13 protein-coding genes and 4 pseudogenes are annotated in these 15,885 nt (G+C 47.3%); 7 read left to right on the top strand and 10 right to left on the bottom strand.

From position 1 onward, the window contains the following. Positions 1-51: 51 nt before the first annotated feature. Positions 52-630, bottom strand: coding sequence for a D-sedoheptulose 7-phosphate isomerase (gene lpcA, locus EOS97_RS15245; protein ID WP_000284051.1), 579 nt, complete (start codon positions 628-630; stop codon positions 52-54). Between the two features lie 239 nt (positions 631-869). On the opposite strand from lpcA, the gene fadE reads away from it, so the two are divergent. From fadE to pagN, 4 genes are all read left to right on the top strand, one after another. Next, positions 870-3,314 (top strand): acyl-CoA dehydrogenase FadE, encoded by a 2,445-nt coding sequence (fadE, locus tag EOS97_RS15240; RefSeq protein WP_000973041.1) that lies wholly within the window; start codon positions 870-872, stop codon positions 3,312-3,314. 108 nt (positions 3,315-3,422) lie between these two features. After that, on the top strand, positions 3,423-4,190 hold the full coding sequence (locus EOS97_RS15235) for an amidohydrolase (protein ID WP_000015789.1): 768 nt from the start codon (positions 3,423-3,425) through the stop codon (positions 4,188-4,190). Positions 4,191-4,351: 161 nt separating this feature from the next. After that, complete coding sequence (locus EOS97_RS15230; RefSeq protein ID WP_000788200.1) at positions 4,352-4,759, top strand: Spy/CpxP family protein refolding chaperone; 408 nt, start codon at positions 4,352-4,354, stop codon at positions 4,757-4,759. A 345-nt stretch (positions 4,760-5,104) separates the two neighbouring features. Next, positions 5,105-5,824: an adhesin/invasin protein PagN gene (gene pagN / locus EOS97_RS15225; RefSeq protein ID WP_000787605.1), complete on the top strand. Its 720-nt coding sequence runs from the start codon at positions 5,105-5,107 to the stop codon at positions 5,822-5,824. Between the two features lie 3 nt (positions 5,825-5,827). Here the strand turns inward: pagN and EOS97_RS15220 are convergent, their stop codons facing one another. After that, the gene (locus EOS97_RS15220) at positions 5,828-6,016 is read right to left on the bottom strand and encodes a hypothetical protein (RefSeq protein WP_031603244.1); all 189 of its coding nucleotides are present in this window, start codon (positions 6,014-6,016) and stop codon (positions 5,828-5,830) included. Between the two features lie 35 nt (positions 6,017-6,051). On the opposite strand from EOS97_RS15220, the pseudogene EOS97_RS26950 reads away from it, so the two are divergent. Then, positions 6,052-6,185: pseudogene (locus tag EOS97_RS26950) on the top strand (RNA-guided endonuclease TnpB family protein); the annotation flags it as partial. A gap of 601 nt (positions 6,186-6,786) precedes the next feature. On the opposite strand, the gene tioA reads toward EOS97_RS26950, so the two are convergent. From tioA to tcfA, 6 genes are all read right to left on the bottom strand, one after another. Further along, positions 6,787-7,404: a protein TioA gene (tioA, locus tag EOS97_RS15210; RefSeq protein WP_000241750.1), complete on the bottom strand. Its 618-nt coding sequence runs from the start codon at positions 7,402-7,404 to the stop codon at positions 6,787-6,789. A 139-nt stretch (positions 7,405-7,543) separates the two neighbouring features. Next, complete coding sequence (locus EOS97_RS15205; protein ID WP_023165960.1) at positions 7,544-7,999, bottom strand: Lrp/AsnC family transcriptional regulator; 456 nt, start codon at positions 7,997-7,999, stop codon at positions 7,544-7,546. 132 nt (positions 8,000-8,131) lie between these two features. Further along, complete coding sequence (locus EOS97_RS15200) at positions 8,132-9,178, bottom strand: CfaE/CblD family pilus tip adhesin (RefSeq protein WP_086013164.1); 1,047 nt, start codon at positions 9,176-9,178, stop codon at positions 8,132-8,134. A gap of 34 nt (positions 9,179-9,212) precedes the next feature. After that, the gene (gene tcfC, locus EOS97_RS15195) at positions 9,213-11,900 is read right to left on the bottom strand and encodes a fimbrial outer membrane usher protein TcfC (protein ID WP_000092514.1); all 2,688 of its coding nucleotides are present in this window, start codon (positions 11,898-11,900) and stop codon (positions 9,213-9,215) included. Positions 11,901-12,008: 108 nt separating this feature from the next. Continuing rightward, complete coding sequence (gene tcfB, locus EOS97_RS15190) at positions 12,009-12,527, bottom strand: fimbrial protein TcfB (protein WP_001056553.1); 519 nt, start codon at positions 12,525-12,527, stop codon at positions 12,009-12,011. A gap of 107 nt (positions 12,528-12,634) precedes the next feature. Beyond that, a complete protein-coding gene (gene tcfA / locus EOS97_RS15185) occupies positions 12,635-13,345 on the bottom strand; it encodes a fimbrial chaperone TcfA (protein WP_001009507.1) in 711 nt (236 codons plus the stop codon). A gap of 1,003 nt (positions 13,346-14,348) precedes the next feature. On the opposite strand from tcfA, the pseudogene EOS97_RS15175 reads away from it, so the two are divergent. Then, positions 14,349-14,939, top strand: a pseudogene (locus tag EOS97_RS15175) (ATP-binding protein). 70 nt (positions 14,940-15,009) lie between these two features. Here the strand turns inward: EOS97_RS15175 and EOS97_RS15170 are convergent. Further along, positions 15,010-15,165: pseudogene (locus EOS97_RS15170) on the bottom strand (transposase); the annotation flags it as partial. Positions 15,166-15,217: 52 nt separating this feature from the next. On the opposite strand from EOS97_RS15170, the pseudogene EOS97_RS15165 reads away from it, so the two are divergent. Further along, positions 15,218-15,432, top strand: a pseudogene (locus EOS97_RS15165) (SymE family type I addiction module toxin); the annotation flags it as partial. Between the two features lie 138 nt (positions 15,433-15,570). On the opposite strand, the gene EOS97_RS15160 reads toward EOS97_RS15165, so the two are convergent. Then, positions 15,571-15,849, bottom strand: coding sequence for a hypothetical protein (locus tag EOS97_RS15160; RefSeq protein ID WP_077906530.1), 279 nt, complete (start codon positions 15,847-15,849; stop codon positions 15,571-15,573). Positions 15,850-15,885: the final 36 nt, after the last annotated feature.

Genomic DNA, 15,885 nt, shown 5'->3' with positions numbered 1-15,885 from the left:
GGTTTCTGAGCGCAACCAACGCACCTGCAGCTTGAAGTATGACGGGTATAGTTATTTAACCATCTCTTTTTCGATCAACTGAATCAAAATATGAATCACTTTGATATGAATTTCCTGAATACGATCGGCATAACCGAAGTGCGGTACGCGAATTTCAATATCCGCCGTTCCCGCCATTTTGCCTCCGTCTTTGCCGGTCAACGTAATCACTTTCATGCCTTTTTCACGGGCCGCGGCAATCGCTTTAATCACGTTACCAGAGTTACCCGACGTCGAGATCCCTAACAGGACATCGCCTTCGCGCCCTACCGCCTCAACGTAACGAGAGAAAATATAGTCATAGCCAAAATCATTACTGACGCAGGATATATGGCTAACATCAGAAATCGCAATTGCCGGGTAGCCCGGACGATTTTCACGATAACGACCTGTCAGCTCTTCAGCAAAGTGCATCGCATCGCAATGGGAGCCGCCGTTACCGCAGGAAAGTACCTTACCACCCGCTTTAAAACTGTCAGCCAACAGGACCGCCGCGCGCTGAATAGCGTGAATATTGGCGTCATCTTTTAAAAAATTAGCCAGCGTTTCCGCCGCTTCGTTCAGTTCGTTACGAATAAGATCCTGGTACATGAGGATATCCTTCAGCATGAATGTAAATGACAGTATGCAGTGTACCGGATAGCAGTACAGGCGAGAAGCATAAGCCGAATTAACGCCTCACGCTTTTGATTTTTCGTGCCCCCAAAAACGGCAACAATGTGAGCTTTGTTGTAATTATTTTGTAAACACATTGCTAAAAAATTTTACATCCACTACAACCTAATCATCACAAGTGGTCAGACCTCCTACAAGCAAGGGAGCTTTTCGTTATGATGATTTTGAGTATTATCGCTACGGTTGTTCTGCTCGGCGCATTGTTCTATCACCGCGTGAGTTTATTTCTCAGCAGCCTGATTCTGCTCGCCTGGACCGCCGCACTTGGCGTCGCTGGCCTGTGGTCCATCTGGCTGTTGGTTCCTCTGGCCATTATCCTCGTGCCGTTTAACCTCACACCGATGCGAAAATCAATGATTTCCGCACCGGTGTTCCGCGGCTTCCGTAAGGTCATGCCGCCGATGTCGCGCACTGAGAAAGAAGCGATTGATGCCGGTACAACCTGGTGGGAAGGCGATCTGTTCCAGGGCAAGCCAGACTGGAAAAAACTGCACAACTATCCGCAACCGCAACTCACTGCCGAAGAGCAAGCGTTTCTCGACGGTCCGGTAGAAGAAGCGTGCCGGATGGCGAACGATTTCCAGATTACCCATGAACTGGCGGATCTGCCGCCGGAACTGTGGGCTTATCTGAAAGAGCATCGTTTTTTTGCGATGATCATTAAAAAAGAGTATGGCGGGCTGGAGTTCTCCGCTTATGCGCAGTCCCGTGTACTGCAAAAACTGTCCGGCGTCTCCGGAATTCTGGCTATCACCGTCGGCGTTCCAAACTCACTCGGCCCTGGCGAGTTGTTGCAGCACTATGGTACGGAAGAGCAGAAGAATCACTATCTGCCGCGACTGGCGCGCGGCCAGGAGATCCCCTGCTTTGCGCTGACCAGCCCGGAAGCAGGTTCTGATGCAGGCGCCATTCCGGATACCGGCGTGGTTTGCATGGGCGAATGGCAGGGCCAGCAGGTGCTGGGTATGCGCCTGACCTGGAACAAGCGTTACATTACGCTGGCGCCGATAGCTACCGTGTTGGGCCTGGCGTTTAAGCTTTCCGATCCGGATAGATTGTTAGGCGGAGAAGAAGAGCTGGGTATTACCTGCGCCCTGATCCCCACCTCAACGCCGGGTGTGGAAATTGGTCGTCGTCACTTCCCGCTTAACGTTCCGTTCCAGAATGGCCCAACCCGCGGTAACGATATTTTCGTGCCTATTGATTATATTATCGGCGGCCCCAAAATGGCCGGACAGGGCTGGCGTATGCTGGTGGAATGTTTGTCGGTAGGACGCGGTATTACCCTGCCGTCCAACTCCACTGGCGGGGTGAAATCCGTCGCGCTGGCAACCGGCGCCTATGCTCACATTCGTCGTCAGTTCAAAATTTCTATCGGCAAGATGGAAGGTATTGAAGAACCGCTGGCGCGTATTGCAGGTAACGCTTATGTGATGGATGCCGCCGCATCGTTAATCACCTACGGCATTATGCTGGGTGAAAAACCGGCGGTACTGTCGGCTATCGTGAAGTACCACTGCACCCACCGCGGCCAGCAGTCCATTATCGACGCGATGGATATCACTGGGGGTAAAGGCATTATGCTGGGCGAGAGCAACTTCCTGGCGCGTGCTTACCAGGGCGCGCCTATCGCGATTACCGTGGAAGGCGCGAATATCCTGACCCGTAGCATGATGATCTTTGGTCAGGGCGCCATTCGCTGCCATCCTTATGTACTGGAAGAGATGGCCGCAGCGCAGAATAATGATGTGAATGCCTTTGATAAACTGTTGTTTAAACATATTGGCCATGTCGGCAGCAATACCGTCCGCAGTTTCTGGCTTGGCCTGACCCGCGGATTAACGAGCCATACGCCAACCGGCGACGCCACGAAGCGTTATTACCAGCATCTGAACCGACTGAGCGCAAACCTGGCGCTGCTGTCTGACGTGTCAATGGCGGTACTGGGCGGCAGCCTGAAACGCCGCGAGCGTATCTCCGCGCGTCTGGGCGATGTGTTGAGTCAGCTTTATCTGGCCTCAGCCGTACTGAAGCGTTACGACGACGAAGGTCGCCACGAAGCCGACCTGCCGCTGGTGCACTGGGGCGTACAGGATGCGCTGTATCGTGCTGAACAAGCGATGGACGATCTGCTGCAGAACTTCCCGAACCGCGTCGTGGCCGGATTGCTCACCGCGATGATCTTCCCGACTGGCCGTCATTATCTGGCGCCGTCTGATAAGCTGGATCACGCCGTGGCGAAGATCCTGCAGGTGCCGAACGCCACACGTTCACGCATTGGGCGCGGTCAGTATCTGACGCCCGCCGAACATAATCCGGTCGGTTTACTGGAAGAAGCGCTGCGTGATGTCATCGCTGCCGACCCTATCCACCAGCGCATCTGCAAAGAACTGGGTAAAAATCTGCCGTTTACTCGTCTGGATGAACTGGCGCGCAATGCGCTGGCGAAAGGGCTTATAGATAAAGATGAAGCCGCCATTCTGGCGAAAGCGGAAGAGAGCCGCCTGCGCAGTATCAACGTTGATGATTTTGAACCTGAAGCGCTGGCGACCAAACCGGTAAAGCTGCCGGAGAAAGTGCGTAAAGTCGAAGCCGCATAATCAGTCTCGCCTCTTTCCTGCCCCGCTTTCGCGGGGCTTTTTCTTGCCGCTTTTTTATTATTGCTCATGCTACAGTGTAAAGACGCTGTTCAATGAGGAGCTCCGATCGTGTCTGGTTTGAAAATTACTCTGTTGCAACAACCTTTAGTCTGGATGGACGGCCCGGCAAACCTGCGTCATTTTGACAGACAGCTAGAGCTCGTATCTGGCCGGGATGTGATTGTTCTGCCTGAAATGTTTACCACCGGCTTCGCGATGGAGGCCGCTAATAACTCACTTTCGCAAGATAGCGTGATTACGTGGATGCAGGCCAAAGCCCGACAAACTGACGCTCTGATTGCCGGCAGCGCGGCGCTACAAACTGAGCGCGGCGCCGTAAATCGCTTCTTACTGGTTGAACCGGAAGGCAAGGTTCATCTCTATGATAAGCGCCATCTGTTTCGTATGGCGGATGAACATCAACATTATGCCGCAGGCGATAAACGCATCATCGTGCAGTGGCGCGGTTGGCGCATTCTGCCGCTGATCTGTTACGATCTGCGCTTTCCGATATGGTCGCGCAACCGCAATGATTACGATCTGGCGCTGTATGTAGCGAACTGGCCCGCGCCGCGCTCGCTACACTGGCAAACATTACTGACAGCGCGCGCTATTGAAAATCAGGCTTATGTCGCAGGCTGCAACCGGGTTGGCACCGATGGCAACGGGTTACATTATCGCGGCGATAGCCGGATCATTAATCCCCAGGGCGACATTATCGCCACCGCCGAACCACACCAGGCGACACGTATCGATGCCGATCTTTCTCTCGTCGCCTTGCAGGACTATCGCGAAAAATTTCCAGCCTGGCGCGATGCCGATCCATTCACCTTGTAAGCAACCTGCCGCTCACCGCGGCGGGATTGTTTCACTCCGTAACTCTCCGTAAAACAAATTCGCGTGGCGTAATGTGGCAGGCAACGTATTCTGACTAAGATAATTGCTCGCCATTCGCGGGTAATAAAAACGGTTAATCACTCCCTTATCAGGATATCTTCATGAAAAACTTTGTACGCACAACTTTACTGGCAGCGACTCTGGCGGGCGTTTCTTTTGGCGCTTTCGCCACCGCTGTTCCCAATCCTCCCCTGCCCGCCCAGGATCCTATTGTCCAGCATCTGAAGCTGACAAACGATCAGATTACCCGGATCAAAAAACTTCACCAACAACTGGAAACCGACGTCAGTCAGATTTCTATGAAGGGAATTAAAGACGGTGCGCTGATAGAGGTGATTAAATCCGGTAAATGGGATGACGCCGCCGTAAAACAGCAGCTTGCAGCCTTCAGTAACATAGAACAACAGGCTCGCTATTATCGGGTTAAATATTATTTTGATTTAAGCAAAGTCTTGACACCAGAACAACGTCAACAGGTACAACAAGATCTCGCCCAGGCACTTGAGTAAATATTTTTGCCCGTTATTCCTGGATAACGGGCTTTATTCTGGTCGGGTACAAATTCATCTTCATCTTTTTCTTACAGCATCGCTCCATCTCACACTACCCGTTACATAACATAGAAGTGAAACCGTACGTGGGGCTGGCATACGTTGGGCAATTTGGCGAGGAGATGGATTTCCATACCGACGATTATCGTATTGTTATTTAAAATCTTCATCTCATTTTTTACCCGCTTACAGAAAACCCAGCGTTACAATAGACCGTTTTTTGGGCTTCGTTTATGTAATCGTTATATCACACCCTATACCGTGAAACTTGTCTTTTAGCCCAATATTAAGGCAGGTTCTGAAATGAAAAACTTTTTCGCAGTCTGCATCATTCCCCTTGTGGTAGCCTGGTCCGCTACTGCATCAGCAAAAGAAGGGATCTATATCACCGGGAAAGCGGGGACATCCGTAGTAAATGTCTATGGAATCAACTCAACCTTCAGCCAGGATGAGATAGTCAATGGTCATGCAACGTTACCTGACCGTACCAAAGGCGTTTTTGGCGGCGGGGTTGCTATCGGTTATGACTTTTATGATCCATTCCAGCTTCCAGTACGTTTAGAACTGGATACCACTTTCAGAGGTGAGACGGATGCTAAAGGCGGGCAGGATATTATTGCATTTGGTCAGCCAGTACACATAAATGTAAAAAATCAGGTCCGAATGACCACTTACATGGTTAATGGCTATTATGATTTTCACAATAGTACGGCATTTACACCCTATATCAGCGCAGGCGTTGGCCTCGCTCATGTGAAGCTAAGTAATAACACCATTCCTGTTGGTTTTGGTATTAATGAAACTCTGTCTGCTTCAAAAAATAACTTTGCCTGGGGCGCAGGTATCGGTGCAAAATATGCTGTAACAGATAATATTATGATTGACGCCAGTTATAAATACATTAATGCAGGCAAAGTAAGCATTTCAAAAAATCACTATGCTGGTGATGAACATACCGCTTATGATGCAGACACAAAGGCTGCCTCCAATGACTTCATGCTCGGCATTACTTACGCCTTTTAAACACTATCGGTAAAATAGCTGGTTCTGTGGGTTCCCGAAGGCGCAATGGAGGATATCAGTAATGAATACTCCTGCGCCTTCAGAAAATCGTTGAACAGGTGCAACCTGGCGCCATTTTTCAGTACACTGCAACGTTTCTGGTATGGGCTTAACTTCCGGCTGCCCAAAAACAGCCCCGTCCTGTTGTATGATCTCTAAATGTGAATGGCACGATTATGCGAGATACTTACAAGTGTCTGGTATGAAGATATACTGCGAACGCCGATGTAAACGGCGCGCGTAACATTTTAGAGCGGGACACGCCGTGCTTGCCTGTGGAAGGAGCGTGCAGTCAGGCAGCCCGTTGGAGCAGGAACCCACGCCCTTCAGGACGTGGAGGATGTCAATGCACAAGAATTGGGGAATCTTTAGCAGAATTTATTATCTCTACAGTAGCATCTCTCTTGTTCCCGTCATAAATAACCCAATGCCTCCAGAGCTGAAACCGCCTTCAGCATGAGCACTGGCTGCAAATAACACCAAATAAAATAATAATATAACAACTACCGAGACAAAAAACACCTCTCTAAAGTATTTAGAATTCATACAGTCAGCTCATTTAAATTTAACGTCACATGCAACCATGCATGCGTAAAACAAGAACCACACTCATATTAATAATGATTAGTAATGTGAGTGTGCGTATAACGAGATACAGATGTATATTCCTTAATGTAACGGAACATCATCAATGCAAATAGCAACCATCGATATATTAAACTAAAATAATACATCTAGTGCATATATAAACCATTCGTATGGTGGCTGTAATAAAATTGTTGATAAACGGTCATCCCCTAAACTTCCAGCCTCCCCACCGCACGAACAATGATGTTCTTTATATTTAATCGTAATAAAAAACAAAACAATAATTAAACAAAAAATAAATAAGATATTTTTGATTCAAATTTTCACTCCTTCTGTTATATATACCAAGTTTCATTTTTTTTATGATCCCGAAAGAAAAAACCGTCATATGACGATGGCCATTGCATTCCATACATGTAATCAACTTCGTTCTGGTACACGGCTCTCTGTTCTACATCATTTATATCCCCGACAAGAATCTTTTGGAACTTATGATAATGATAAACACTACTAATAAAATTAGGATCACGAGGCACTACGCAAGCCTGAAAAAAGAACCCAAGGTTTTTAATTTCACTGGAATAAGAATGTTTACCACAAAAATCAAACCAAACTTCCATACCATAATCTCTGCGACTCCTGATGTACTCGCTCAGAAATTTGTGGTTGTTATTAAAGTCAACAGAAACAGCAAATAACCCGACGCTATTTAATTTACTGATCCTTTCCATATGTATGAGCAAAAATTCCCAGGGGATCCTGAGTATATATTTATTTAACCCATATTTATGGTTGAATAAATTAAATGACTTTTGTAACTCTTCAAAAAACGTCAATGACTCAATTATGTGGTTTTCGCCTTCTTTCCAGAAGGGTTCAACGAAATAAATATCAGTAACATCATCTGTTTTAATGCGGTTTTTTGTTACATGCACGGGGTGATATTTAACCATATGATATTCCGCTATGTTATTCTGTGCCGCTTAATTTCACCACTGCTGATTAAAATCCTTGTTCAACAGCCGCAATCTGCCGTTGTTGTTCCGTAAGAAGGATAATAATGTATTAAATCAGTAAGTACACATCACACTTTCACACTGGCAGTTCGTTTGTTTCTTTTATTTTCTCAAGAACAAAGCTCGATGCAGATCCACTAATTGAAGAATTAGTTAATATTATTTTCTCATAAAAACTATAGTAATCGTTCATATCTGTAAATACTGTATGCATTAAATAATTAAATGATCCAGAAATTCGATAAAAGGCAATAACCTCAGGCATTGACTTTATTTTCTCAGAAATACTAGCGTATTGCTCCTCAGATATGTTAATCATAATAAAGACATTAAGTGAAAGACCTAGTTTTTCTTTATCCAATAAAGCAAACTGACCAATGATAACTCCCCTGTCTTTAAGTTTTTTTAAACGTTTGAAACATGGTGTGGGCGTAAGTCCCACTTTATATGCAAGTTGCCATAAAGTTTGTGCACAATCTTTTTGGATTTCTTTCAATAATTCTTTATCTTTATCATCTAAATACTCAGTCATAGGAAAGCAGAACCTCACGCATTGATTTTCATAAGTGAATAGATTCTCTTTATTAAATAAAACAAGTATATAAAGAGAACTCTGATTTAAAAAACCATATAAGAAAGATATCAATAAAATAAATAATTACTGTCAGGGGGTTTGTGTTCCCATCAGCATTGTCACTGTCAGCGTTCCCTGATATTCACCAGAACGCTTCTCCCTGATGTTAAAGGGTTGTGTTGTCAGGGTAAGGGGCACTGACACACAACGTACCGCCTGCCGTTGCCCGGGAAGTACCACCGGACGCGTTGCTGCTTTATCCACGTTCTCCAAACTGAACTCCACGCCACGGGTGACAGGAATACTTCGTCCCCCATAATTCATACTGACCGCATAATCAATCGTATCAGCAGAATCACTCTTTATAACCTGAAATCCCGTACCTGACTTATTGCTTCCTTCTATCTTCATCTGTAATGAACGGGCTTTCACACCTCCGTCATACAGACACATATCCAGATTAGCCCTGCCCGACATTTGTGAGGCATTCAGCCGGTGCAGATTCAGGTCCACCCGAGGTGTTGCAGTACCAAACTGCGGAAAATAAATAGCCGCATTTTCTGCAAAGTGGTCTGTCACATTCAGCGTGATATCTGCAGTCCCGACACCAACTTTTCCGTCTAGCCATCTATGTACATCCAAGACCAACGTTGCTTTCCATATACCGGCTTTCGGTATTTTCGCTAGCTCTTCGGCGGAAATACCGGCCGTTACGTAGTTATGTGGATATACACAAGTACAGGCTCCATTAATAGTAAAATATCCACATGCTCCTCCAGCACGAGCGTCCAGTATGAGCGTAGTTTCAGCATGACTGATTTGTTCTCTGAAACGCAGACGAATCTTTGTTACCCCCCGTTTATCCCATATCAGATTTGTATCGTCACACGCCCCCTCGTTTTCATTACTATTGGATCTACATACCCATCCTAGATAATTCGTATCTATATGCTGCTCAAACATGCGTTCAAAGCCTAGTACATTACTCCTGTCGTAATTCAGGTCGACGGTGCTGGTCCGGTCGTAGGTAGTCTCCGCATCGGCGACTTGTGGCAGTGTAGCGCCAGCCATCAGCAAGATTGCGCAGGCCGAACAAATTTTCGGATGTAAATAATGGTTTATCTTTGTCCACTTCATTTTATTCTTCATAGTAATCGCCTTTATCTCTACGTCAGGCTTCCTGAACGGAATGGCGCAGCAAACCTGCCACGTTCAGCAAACGGATGACCCGCGGCGATATTTGCAACGCCTGTGGCAGGGCCTCCACGTCACTTAATTCACACCGCACATCACCCACTACCTGCATAACATCCCGACGTTTATGTACTGACATCGGACAACGCAGGATCCTGTTTTTAGACAGCAGCCACAGGCTGGATTCTTTATGCTCGCTCTGCAGGCTAAATCGCCCGGAAGGTCCCAACGACAAAAATGGATAGTTCAGTGGCTGTGCGTCCAGCAGCGGTCTGCCATCCTTGTCCAGTACGCGGCCAACGTACAGTCGGCTCATACTGGCGCTGATGTTGTGAACCAGCAGATGCCCGGGTGTCAGGAAGTAACGCCTGCTTCCCCCTCCCGCTTTTACGCCTGCCATACCCTGTGAACTAACCCCTGCATCCTCAATGGTCACCTCCGTGGCGTTATAGCCTTCCATCAGCAACAGCGACTGCTGACCAAAACCGAGACTGAACGACTGGCTGCTGCCACGAACGCTGACTACTTTCCCGCTACTGCCCTCGTCCCCCTCTGACTCCACGTTCACCGCCATGCCAGAGGCCGGTTCACCGTCCTGACCACCTCCCCAGAACAGTCCATTACGGGATAACGCCAGAGACGAGCTGTAGCCAGCGGTGAGTGAACTGGCGCTGCCCGCATTACGTTGATGGGAGTTACTGATAGTGGCGCTCAGTTCACCCATACGGCCGCTCATGCGTCCGCCGAGACTCCCGCTCCAGCTGTCGTCGTTATAACCGGAGAAACCCACCGACAGTTCACGATACAGATCCTGCTGCCAGGATCTCACATGGTTCACATTCCAGGACGTCTGTGTTTTTTGATTCCGGCTACTGTGAATATCGGTCCCGGCTGAGGTATACCCATTACTGCCAGTCATTGTCGGTGGTTGAGAGGCATATGACACACTGACACTCATAAACAAGCCATCATCATTCACTCCGTCATTTCGGGTTCGCCATACTCCCCCATGGGTATTAATATTCATGCCAGCCATATTAAGGCTGTACGTTGCACTAGCCTGAGCAGATTCGCGGTGAGAGGCAGGGATGTATGCCTGTCGCCAGAACACATTTTCTTTGTCACTGTTATCATCATATCCCCGGTAAACTGGCCGACCTTCTGTCCTGCTGGTACTGTATCCCAGTAGGGCATACCAGTTCCCCACCGGAACCGACAGGGAGGCGTTCATCGAAGTCTGGCAGGTCATACTGGCATGCACTGACTGTGGATGACGACCACTACAGGCATCACTTTCCGTATGGTTACGCCACAGACTCGCGGAAAATCCGTCGTTGTATGTCACCTGCTCAGTGTTACCGCTCGTGCTGTCTGTCCCATGCAGTATCCCGGCAGAAAGGTCCAGCGTGCCATCCAGCACTGCATGCTGTGAATTCAGTCGGGTTTCACTGTACCAGGCCTCATGTGCCAGAGAGATACCTTCGGTCAGACTGATATTTTTCCGCAGCCCAGTTTGGAATCCGGCAGCCATGACAGTCTCACCGTCATAATGGCTGGCTTTATCCCCGGTATCTTCCAGCCCGCCCTGAATAAACCACTGGGTCTGTGCACTGAAGCTATTACCCCCCTTACTGAAGGGCTGGCTCTCCGTTCGTCGCAGAATTCCATCCTCATATATCCGCAACGCCAGAGGATAGCTTCCCGGTGGAAGAGAGTGAGTATCCAGGGTATGCATTCCCGGGGTCAGGAACTGACTCCCCAGCAACTCGCTGCCACGATAAATATCAATACGGGCATTTCGGGTAACCTGAACCATAACCGGAGTGGCATTCTGGTCCACCTCATGGTTAACATAAGCTTGGGTGGTCCCGGTTCGTAATCCATCAAACCGGCTCAGGGGAAGCAGACTGAACCCAAAATCCCCCCCCGTGGCGCTGGACAGATTCCGCTGATCCATCCGACCAGCCTGGAGATAATACTGATTGCCGAGATCCTGACGGACAAACAGATTGTCAAACCAGGTCTGACTGTTACTGTAATGTTCTGACTGATTCCAGATAGCCGCCCAGTTGCCTCCCAGATAACGACCGTCACCAAGCCCCAGGGCACCGCTACCATTCAGTGTCATATTACGGCTGTGGAGATCATCACTCAGATACAGCGTCTGGCGGTGAATAAATGCGCTGACACCCTCCGGCGTCGGAGTCAGCCAGCGTTTATCACGTCGTTCTTCATCCGGCAACCAGTCCCGGTTAAGAAACAAAGATAACTGACCGTTGTTTTCATCAAAAATAACCGCAACATCCTCTTTATCTGTTGCCACGTAACCACACTCGCTGCTGTCTTTTGCTTCTGAGACACCACAGACCAGATTGCTGTTACGTAGCAACGGACGGCTGAGTGCAGCCAGCGCTTTTTGCCGTTCTGCGGCCGGCAACGCGGCAAGCCCACTGCTTTCAAGTACCATCAATGGGGACATGAACTGCACGGTGTCCGGTTTAACCACCACCGGAAATAATCCCAGTGAATGCCCTGGTAGCAACACTTCAATTTGCTCAGTCTGTCCTTCCAGCAGAGATTCAAATCCAGGAGGGGGAATAAGAGTTGCCTGGCTGGTAAAACTGCACAATCCCAGTAAATAATACATCCAGAAATAACGACTCACGTAAAGAGACCTGAATTGCAATGAATAATAAAATCAATACCGGATCCGGTTCAGGTACGAACGGTGACACCCCAAAACCGGATCAGATGAAGAGCTAATAACCGGTTATTAGCCGGCAGTGACAGCCTGTGAAATCACCAGACTGACCAATCCGCTGTATTCACCGGCAGGCAGGTTTTGTAAGGCTGCTCCAGCCTTCTGACCAATATCCAGGTTCAGCGGAGCTGAAGCATCGCCAGTTTTTCCGTCCGGGAACAGGGTTTTAGCTTCCAGTACAGAATTGGTGGTGGTCAGTGACCGTCCTCCCAGAGTCACTTCCATATCAATGGTTTTGGTGGGATCCAGGACGTTGATAAGTTGTGGAGCATTCAACAGTTTTACATTAACCGACTTGGTCTGATCGTTGCTGTAAAGGCGGGTCTGGAGTGATTTATGGACCAGGCCCTTACCCGGCATGAAATCCAGCTTCATAGTCGACGGGAGGGATGAACCATCGGCCTGCAGCAGTTCAAGTGTACTGTCAATATTGGCAGTGACGGTAATATCCTTCTGAACCGCAGAAACAGAAAAAGAATAAACGGTGGCCAATGCCACAGCTGCGGCAATAAAAGATGTTTTCATGTTCATAAAAAATAACCTTGCTTTGTTGTTTATTACAGTGATATATGTACACTCGGTATACATCCGCTCCCCCTGAGAATAAATGTAGGGTATAGCGTACGCTCCGTGTGTTTTTACTTTCCGGCTGCTGTTAAATCAGCAGAGATTACCGGTGAATTTGCACCCGTACGATATTCCACACGAAATGCATTACTTTTTATTCCGGCCGGAATATCAGCACTCCCGCCGGGATAAATACTTTTGTCTATATTCTGCCAGTGGCATGTGGTGTCGCAGTTGCCGGCCCGAATAAGAGAAAGCCGGGTATTTCCCGTATTCAGCAGGTGGTGACCGTTCGTTACCAGCGCAGGCCTGGGGTCTGACGGAGAAACACGCAGCAACACCCCCCAGACAAGATTCACACTTACGGATGAATTTTGCTTTCCGCCTGCCTGTGGATCATCTTCCAGTTCAGGAACAGCCTCGAAGTATACCCGCCAGGCTTCCTCTCTTTCCGGTGCCTGAGTACTGATAACACGTATTGTTTTTTTTGTTCCCGGGGAAAGGGCAAATTTCTCCGGGGAGACAACAAGTCCTGTCTCTATATCATTCCCTGCTGGTACCTCCTTCTCCTGTGGCATACCAGGGTGTTCAATACGCATGATTCTTGTTCGAATATATTGCACATGATCTGATTTAGAATAGACGAACAGCGAGGTGGCCTCTTCGCGGCTACTATTAATTTCTGCCGCCATGGGATAAACGAGCATATTCGCCCTGGCATGACCACATGCAAACATAGCGACACAGAGAAACACCCCGGGAAGAGTATCTTTAAAATTCATACCAGATTTTACCGTATAAAAGTCATCTAAATTTTAGTATTAGCATAGACAGAAAGTTATCAGCATAAAGAAGCAAATTACGATTCAGTGTTAATACATTTTGTGTGGAGGGCATCATACGGAATAAAATTTTTCGCTCAATACCTCTGTTTTTTTCAGGAAAGGAAAAATTAGTAAATAAAAGTCCACGGATTTCATTCACCAAAAGCGAACGACAGATCTGTAAGAATCGCTGAACAATTAATAACGCCGCAGTAAAAATTTTGGAAATTCTTTATAAGAAAGTTGTTACTGTGTACCTGACTTACTCAGATAAATGGAACTGTATTTTCACCCCCTTCAAAGCAACAAATACGTAACATAACAACGTAGGAGACAGAGAATCTAAAGAAAGCCCTCCAGGAGGGAGATACAATTCAGACTACAAAACCAAATAAACCTTAAACAAAGCCACAAATAGACTGATCATTATGAGGTTTTACAAAACCAGGTAAAAAAAAGTAAGCAAGGTAATTAATTTAGAAAACTAAAGTTACAGTTAGATCAGATTTACTTGCTCAATATCTGTTAAAAATATGATATCAGCAAACAAAAACTCATATACATCATATGGTTATGCTTGATGTTTACACCTCTCCAGCAAAGTGTAATCAATATAATACACTGTTTTTAGCCGAAATATTGGTTAAATACTCCATAAACAACAATAGAAAACAGAATAATTCACCATGAAAATATAATTCACCTTTTAAAACATAATGTTATAAAAAAACACCATTCAAATTGATGCCAGTCCCTTACCTGTCAATGTTGTTTACGGTTCCTTTCCCCCTTTTGTGCGAGTAAGCAACATGAATATACAAGTCTTAACGACCAATGCCTCTGTCAGCCCAAAAATAAGTCGACATTCCTGTGCATGGCGCTGCAGCAGGAATAGAACGGCAGACATCAGCGCGGAATGGAATCCCGGCTGAAACAGGCTCGTCTGCCATGAGTCAAAACGCTGGAGCAGTTCGACTTCAGCTTCCAGCCAGGCATCGATCGTAAGGTCGTCCGGGAGTTGGCCGGTCTGGCGTTCGTGGAGCGCTGCGAGAATGTGATCCTGCTGGGGCCCCCGGAGTGGAGAAAACCCACCTGGCCGCTGCCCCCGGTGTGAAAGCGGCAGATGTGGGCCATCGGGTGTTGTTCATGCCGCAGGACAGGTTGGTAGACGCTGATGAAAGCGAAGCTGGAAAACCGCCTGGAGCGCCAGCTACAACAACTGAGCTATGCGCGGGGGCTGATCCTGGACGAAATAGGTTACCTGCCAATGACCAGCGAGGAAGCCAGTCTGTTCTTCCGACTGCTGAACCGACGGTATGAAAAAGCGAGCATTATCCTGACGTCAAACAAAGGCTTCGCAGACTGGGGAGAGATGTTCGGTGATAACGTGCTGGCAACAGCGATCCTGGATCGGCTGCTGCATCACTCAACCACACTGAATATCAAAGGAGAAAGTTACCAACTGAAGGAAAAACGCAAAGTCGGGGCGCTGACCAAAAGCGCAACGCCAATCAGTGAAGATGAAATGGCGGAAAGCGGACAGCAGAAGTGATCAAACAGCGGATATTAAAAATAGCGAAAAACGACCATAAATCCTGGCGTTGACATCCTCAAGATTTAATATCAGAAGCTTCCATGCCGCCGTATCCAGACATCCAGTTGTCCCTGGTGGCTTCAGAAATACCGGCCTCCCGGCAGGCATCTTTAACAGTCCGTCTGGATTCGACTGATCTAATCACAGCGATGATCTGGTGCGCAGTAATACGGGCTTTACGCACAGCGATCTCCTGCGTTGGCAGATTGATTATGTCGGATGATCTCTAAATGTGAATGGCTCGATTATGCGGGATACTTACAGTTTGTACGGTGAATGGATGCCGCAGGCGGGGTTTATTAACGGGATGCCCGTCAAGGTGCGGGTAATGAGGGATTGCATCGTGATCACGCCGCAGCATACCCGCGGACTCTTTGGCTGTATTGAAGGGATGGGCGTGACTTTTATTAATCAAAAGAAGGTGAAAGCGTGGCTAAAAACCTTTCCGGGGGCGCTGAACGATACCGGGGATATTCCGGTGATTAAACGTAAAATAACGGAACAGGAGTTAATGAGTAATTGATAATAAAAAGCCGGGAAAAGATAACCCCTCCGGCTTTTACACATTATTCCTCCGGTTCCAGATGTTTTATTTCAATCCTTTTGGTTTTATTTCGGGATGTTTTTCATATAATGGATTCATTATTTTAATAAGCATTTCACCCATGATCAAACCAACCGCTTCTCGATATACCTTAAATTCATCCTCATCACAACGGGACTGAACAACAGTAACAGATTCATCAAGTTCCTTACCGAATCTCAACATTAAATCACTAATTAATATAGCTGTATCCTTATCGTTAACCATACCTATTCCTGTAGTAAAAACATCAACAGCCTTGATTTTATTTGCATTCGTTAACACAATTCCAGAAGGCAAATCCGTTACTTTTTGTAGGTA

The organism is Salmonella sp. SSDFZ54, assembly GCF_004010735.1.
Classification (GTDB): domain Bacteria; phylum Pseudomonadota; class Gammaproteobacteria; order Enterobacterales; family Enterobacteriaceae; genus Salmonella; species Salmonella enterica.
This window is presented reverse-complemented; position numbering and strand designations above follow the sequence as displayed.

Coding starts and splice junctions, on each gene's coding strand:
- lpcA (WP_000284051.1), bottom strand. CDS start 630: ATGTACCAGGATCTTATTCGTAACGAACTGAACGAAGCGGCGGAAACG.
- fadE (WP_000973041.1), top strand. CDS start 870: ATGATGATTTTGAGTATTATCGCTACGGTTGTTCTGCTCGGCGCATTG.
- EOS97_RS15230 (WP_000788200.1), top strand. CDS start 4,352: ATGAAAAACTTTGTACGCACAACTTTACTGGCAGCGACTCTGGCGGGC.
- pagN (WP_000787605.1), top strand. CDS start 5,105: ATGAAAAACTTTTTCGCAGTCTGCATCATTCCCCTTGTGGTAGCCTGG.
- tioA (WP_000241750.1), bottom strand. CDS start 7,404: ATGGTTAAATATCACCCCGTGCATGTAACAAAAAACCGCATTAAAACA.
- EOS97_RS15205 (WP_023165960.1), bottom strand. CDS start 7,999: ATGACTGAGTATTTAGATGATAAAGATAAAGAATTATTGAAAGAAATC.
- EOS97_RS15200 (WP_086013164.1), bottom strand. CDS start 9,178: ATGAAGTGGACAAAGATAAACCATTATTTACATCCGAAAATTTGTTCG.
- tcfB (WP_001056553.1), bottom strand. CDS start 12,527: ATGAACATGAAAACATCTTTTATTGCCGCAGCTGTGGCATTGGCCACC.
- tcfA (WP_001009507.1), bottom strand. CDS start 13,345: ATGAATTTTAAAGATACTCTTCCCGGGGTGTTTCTCTGTGTCGCTATG.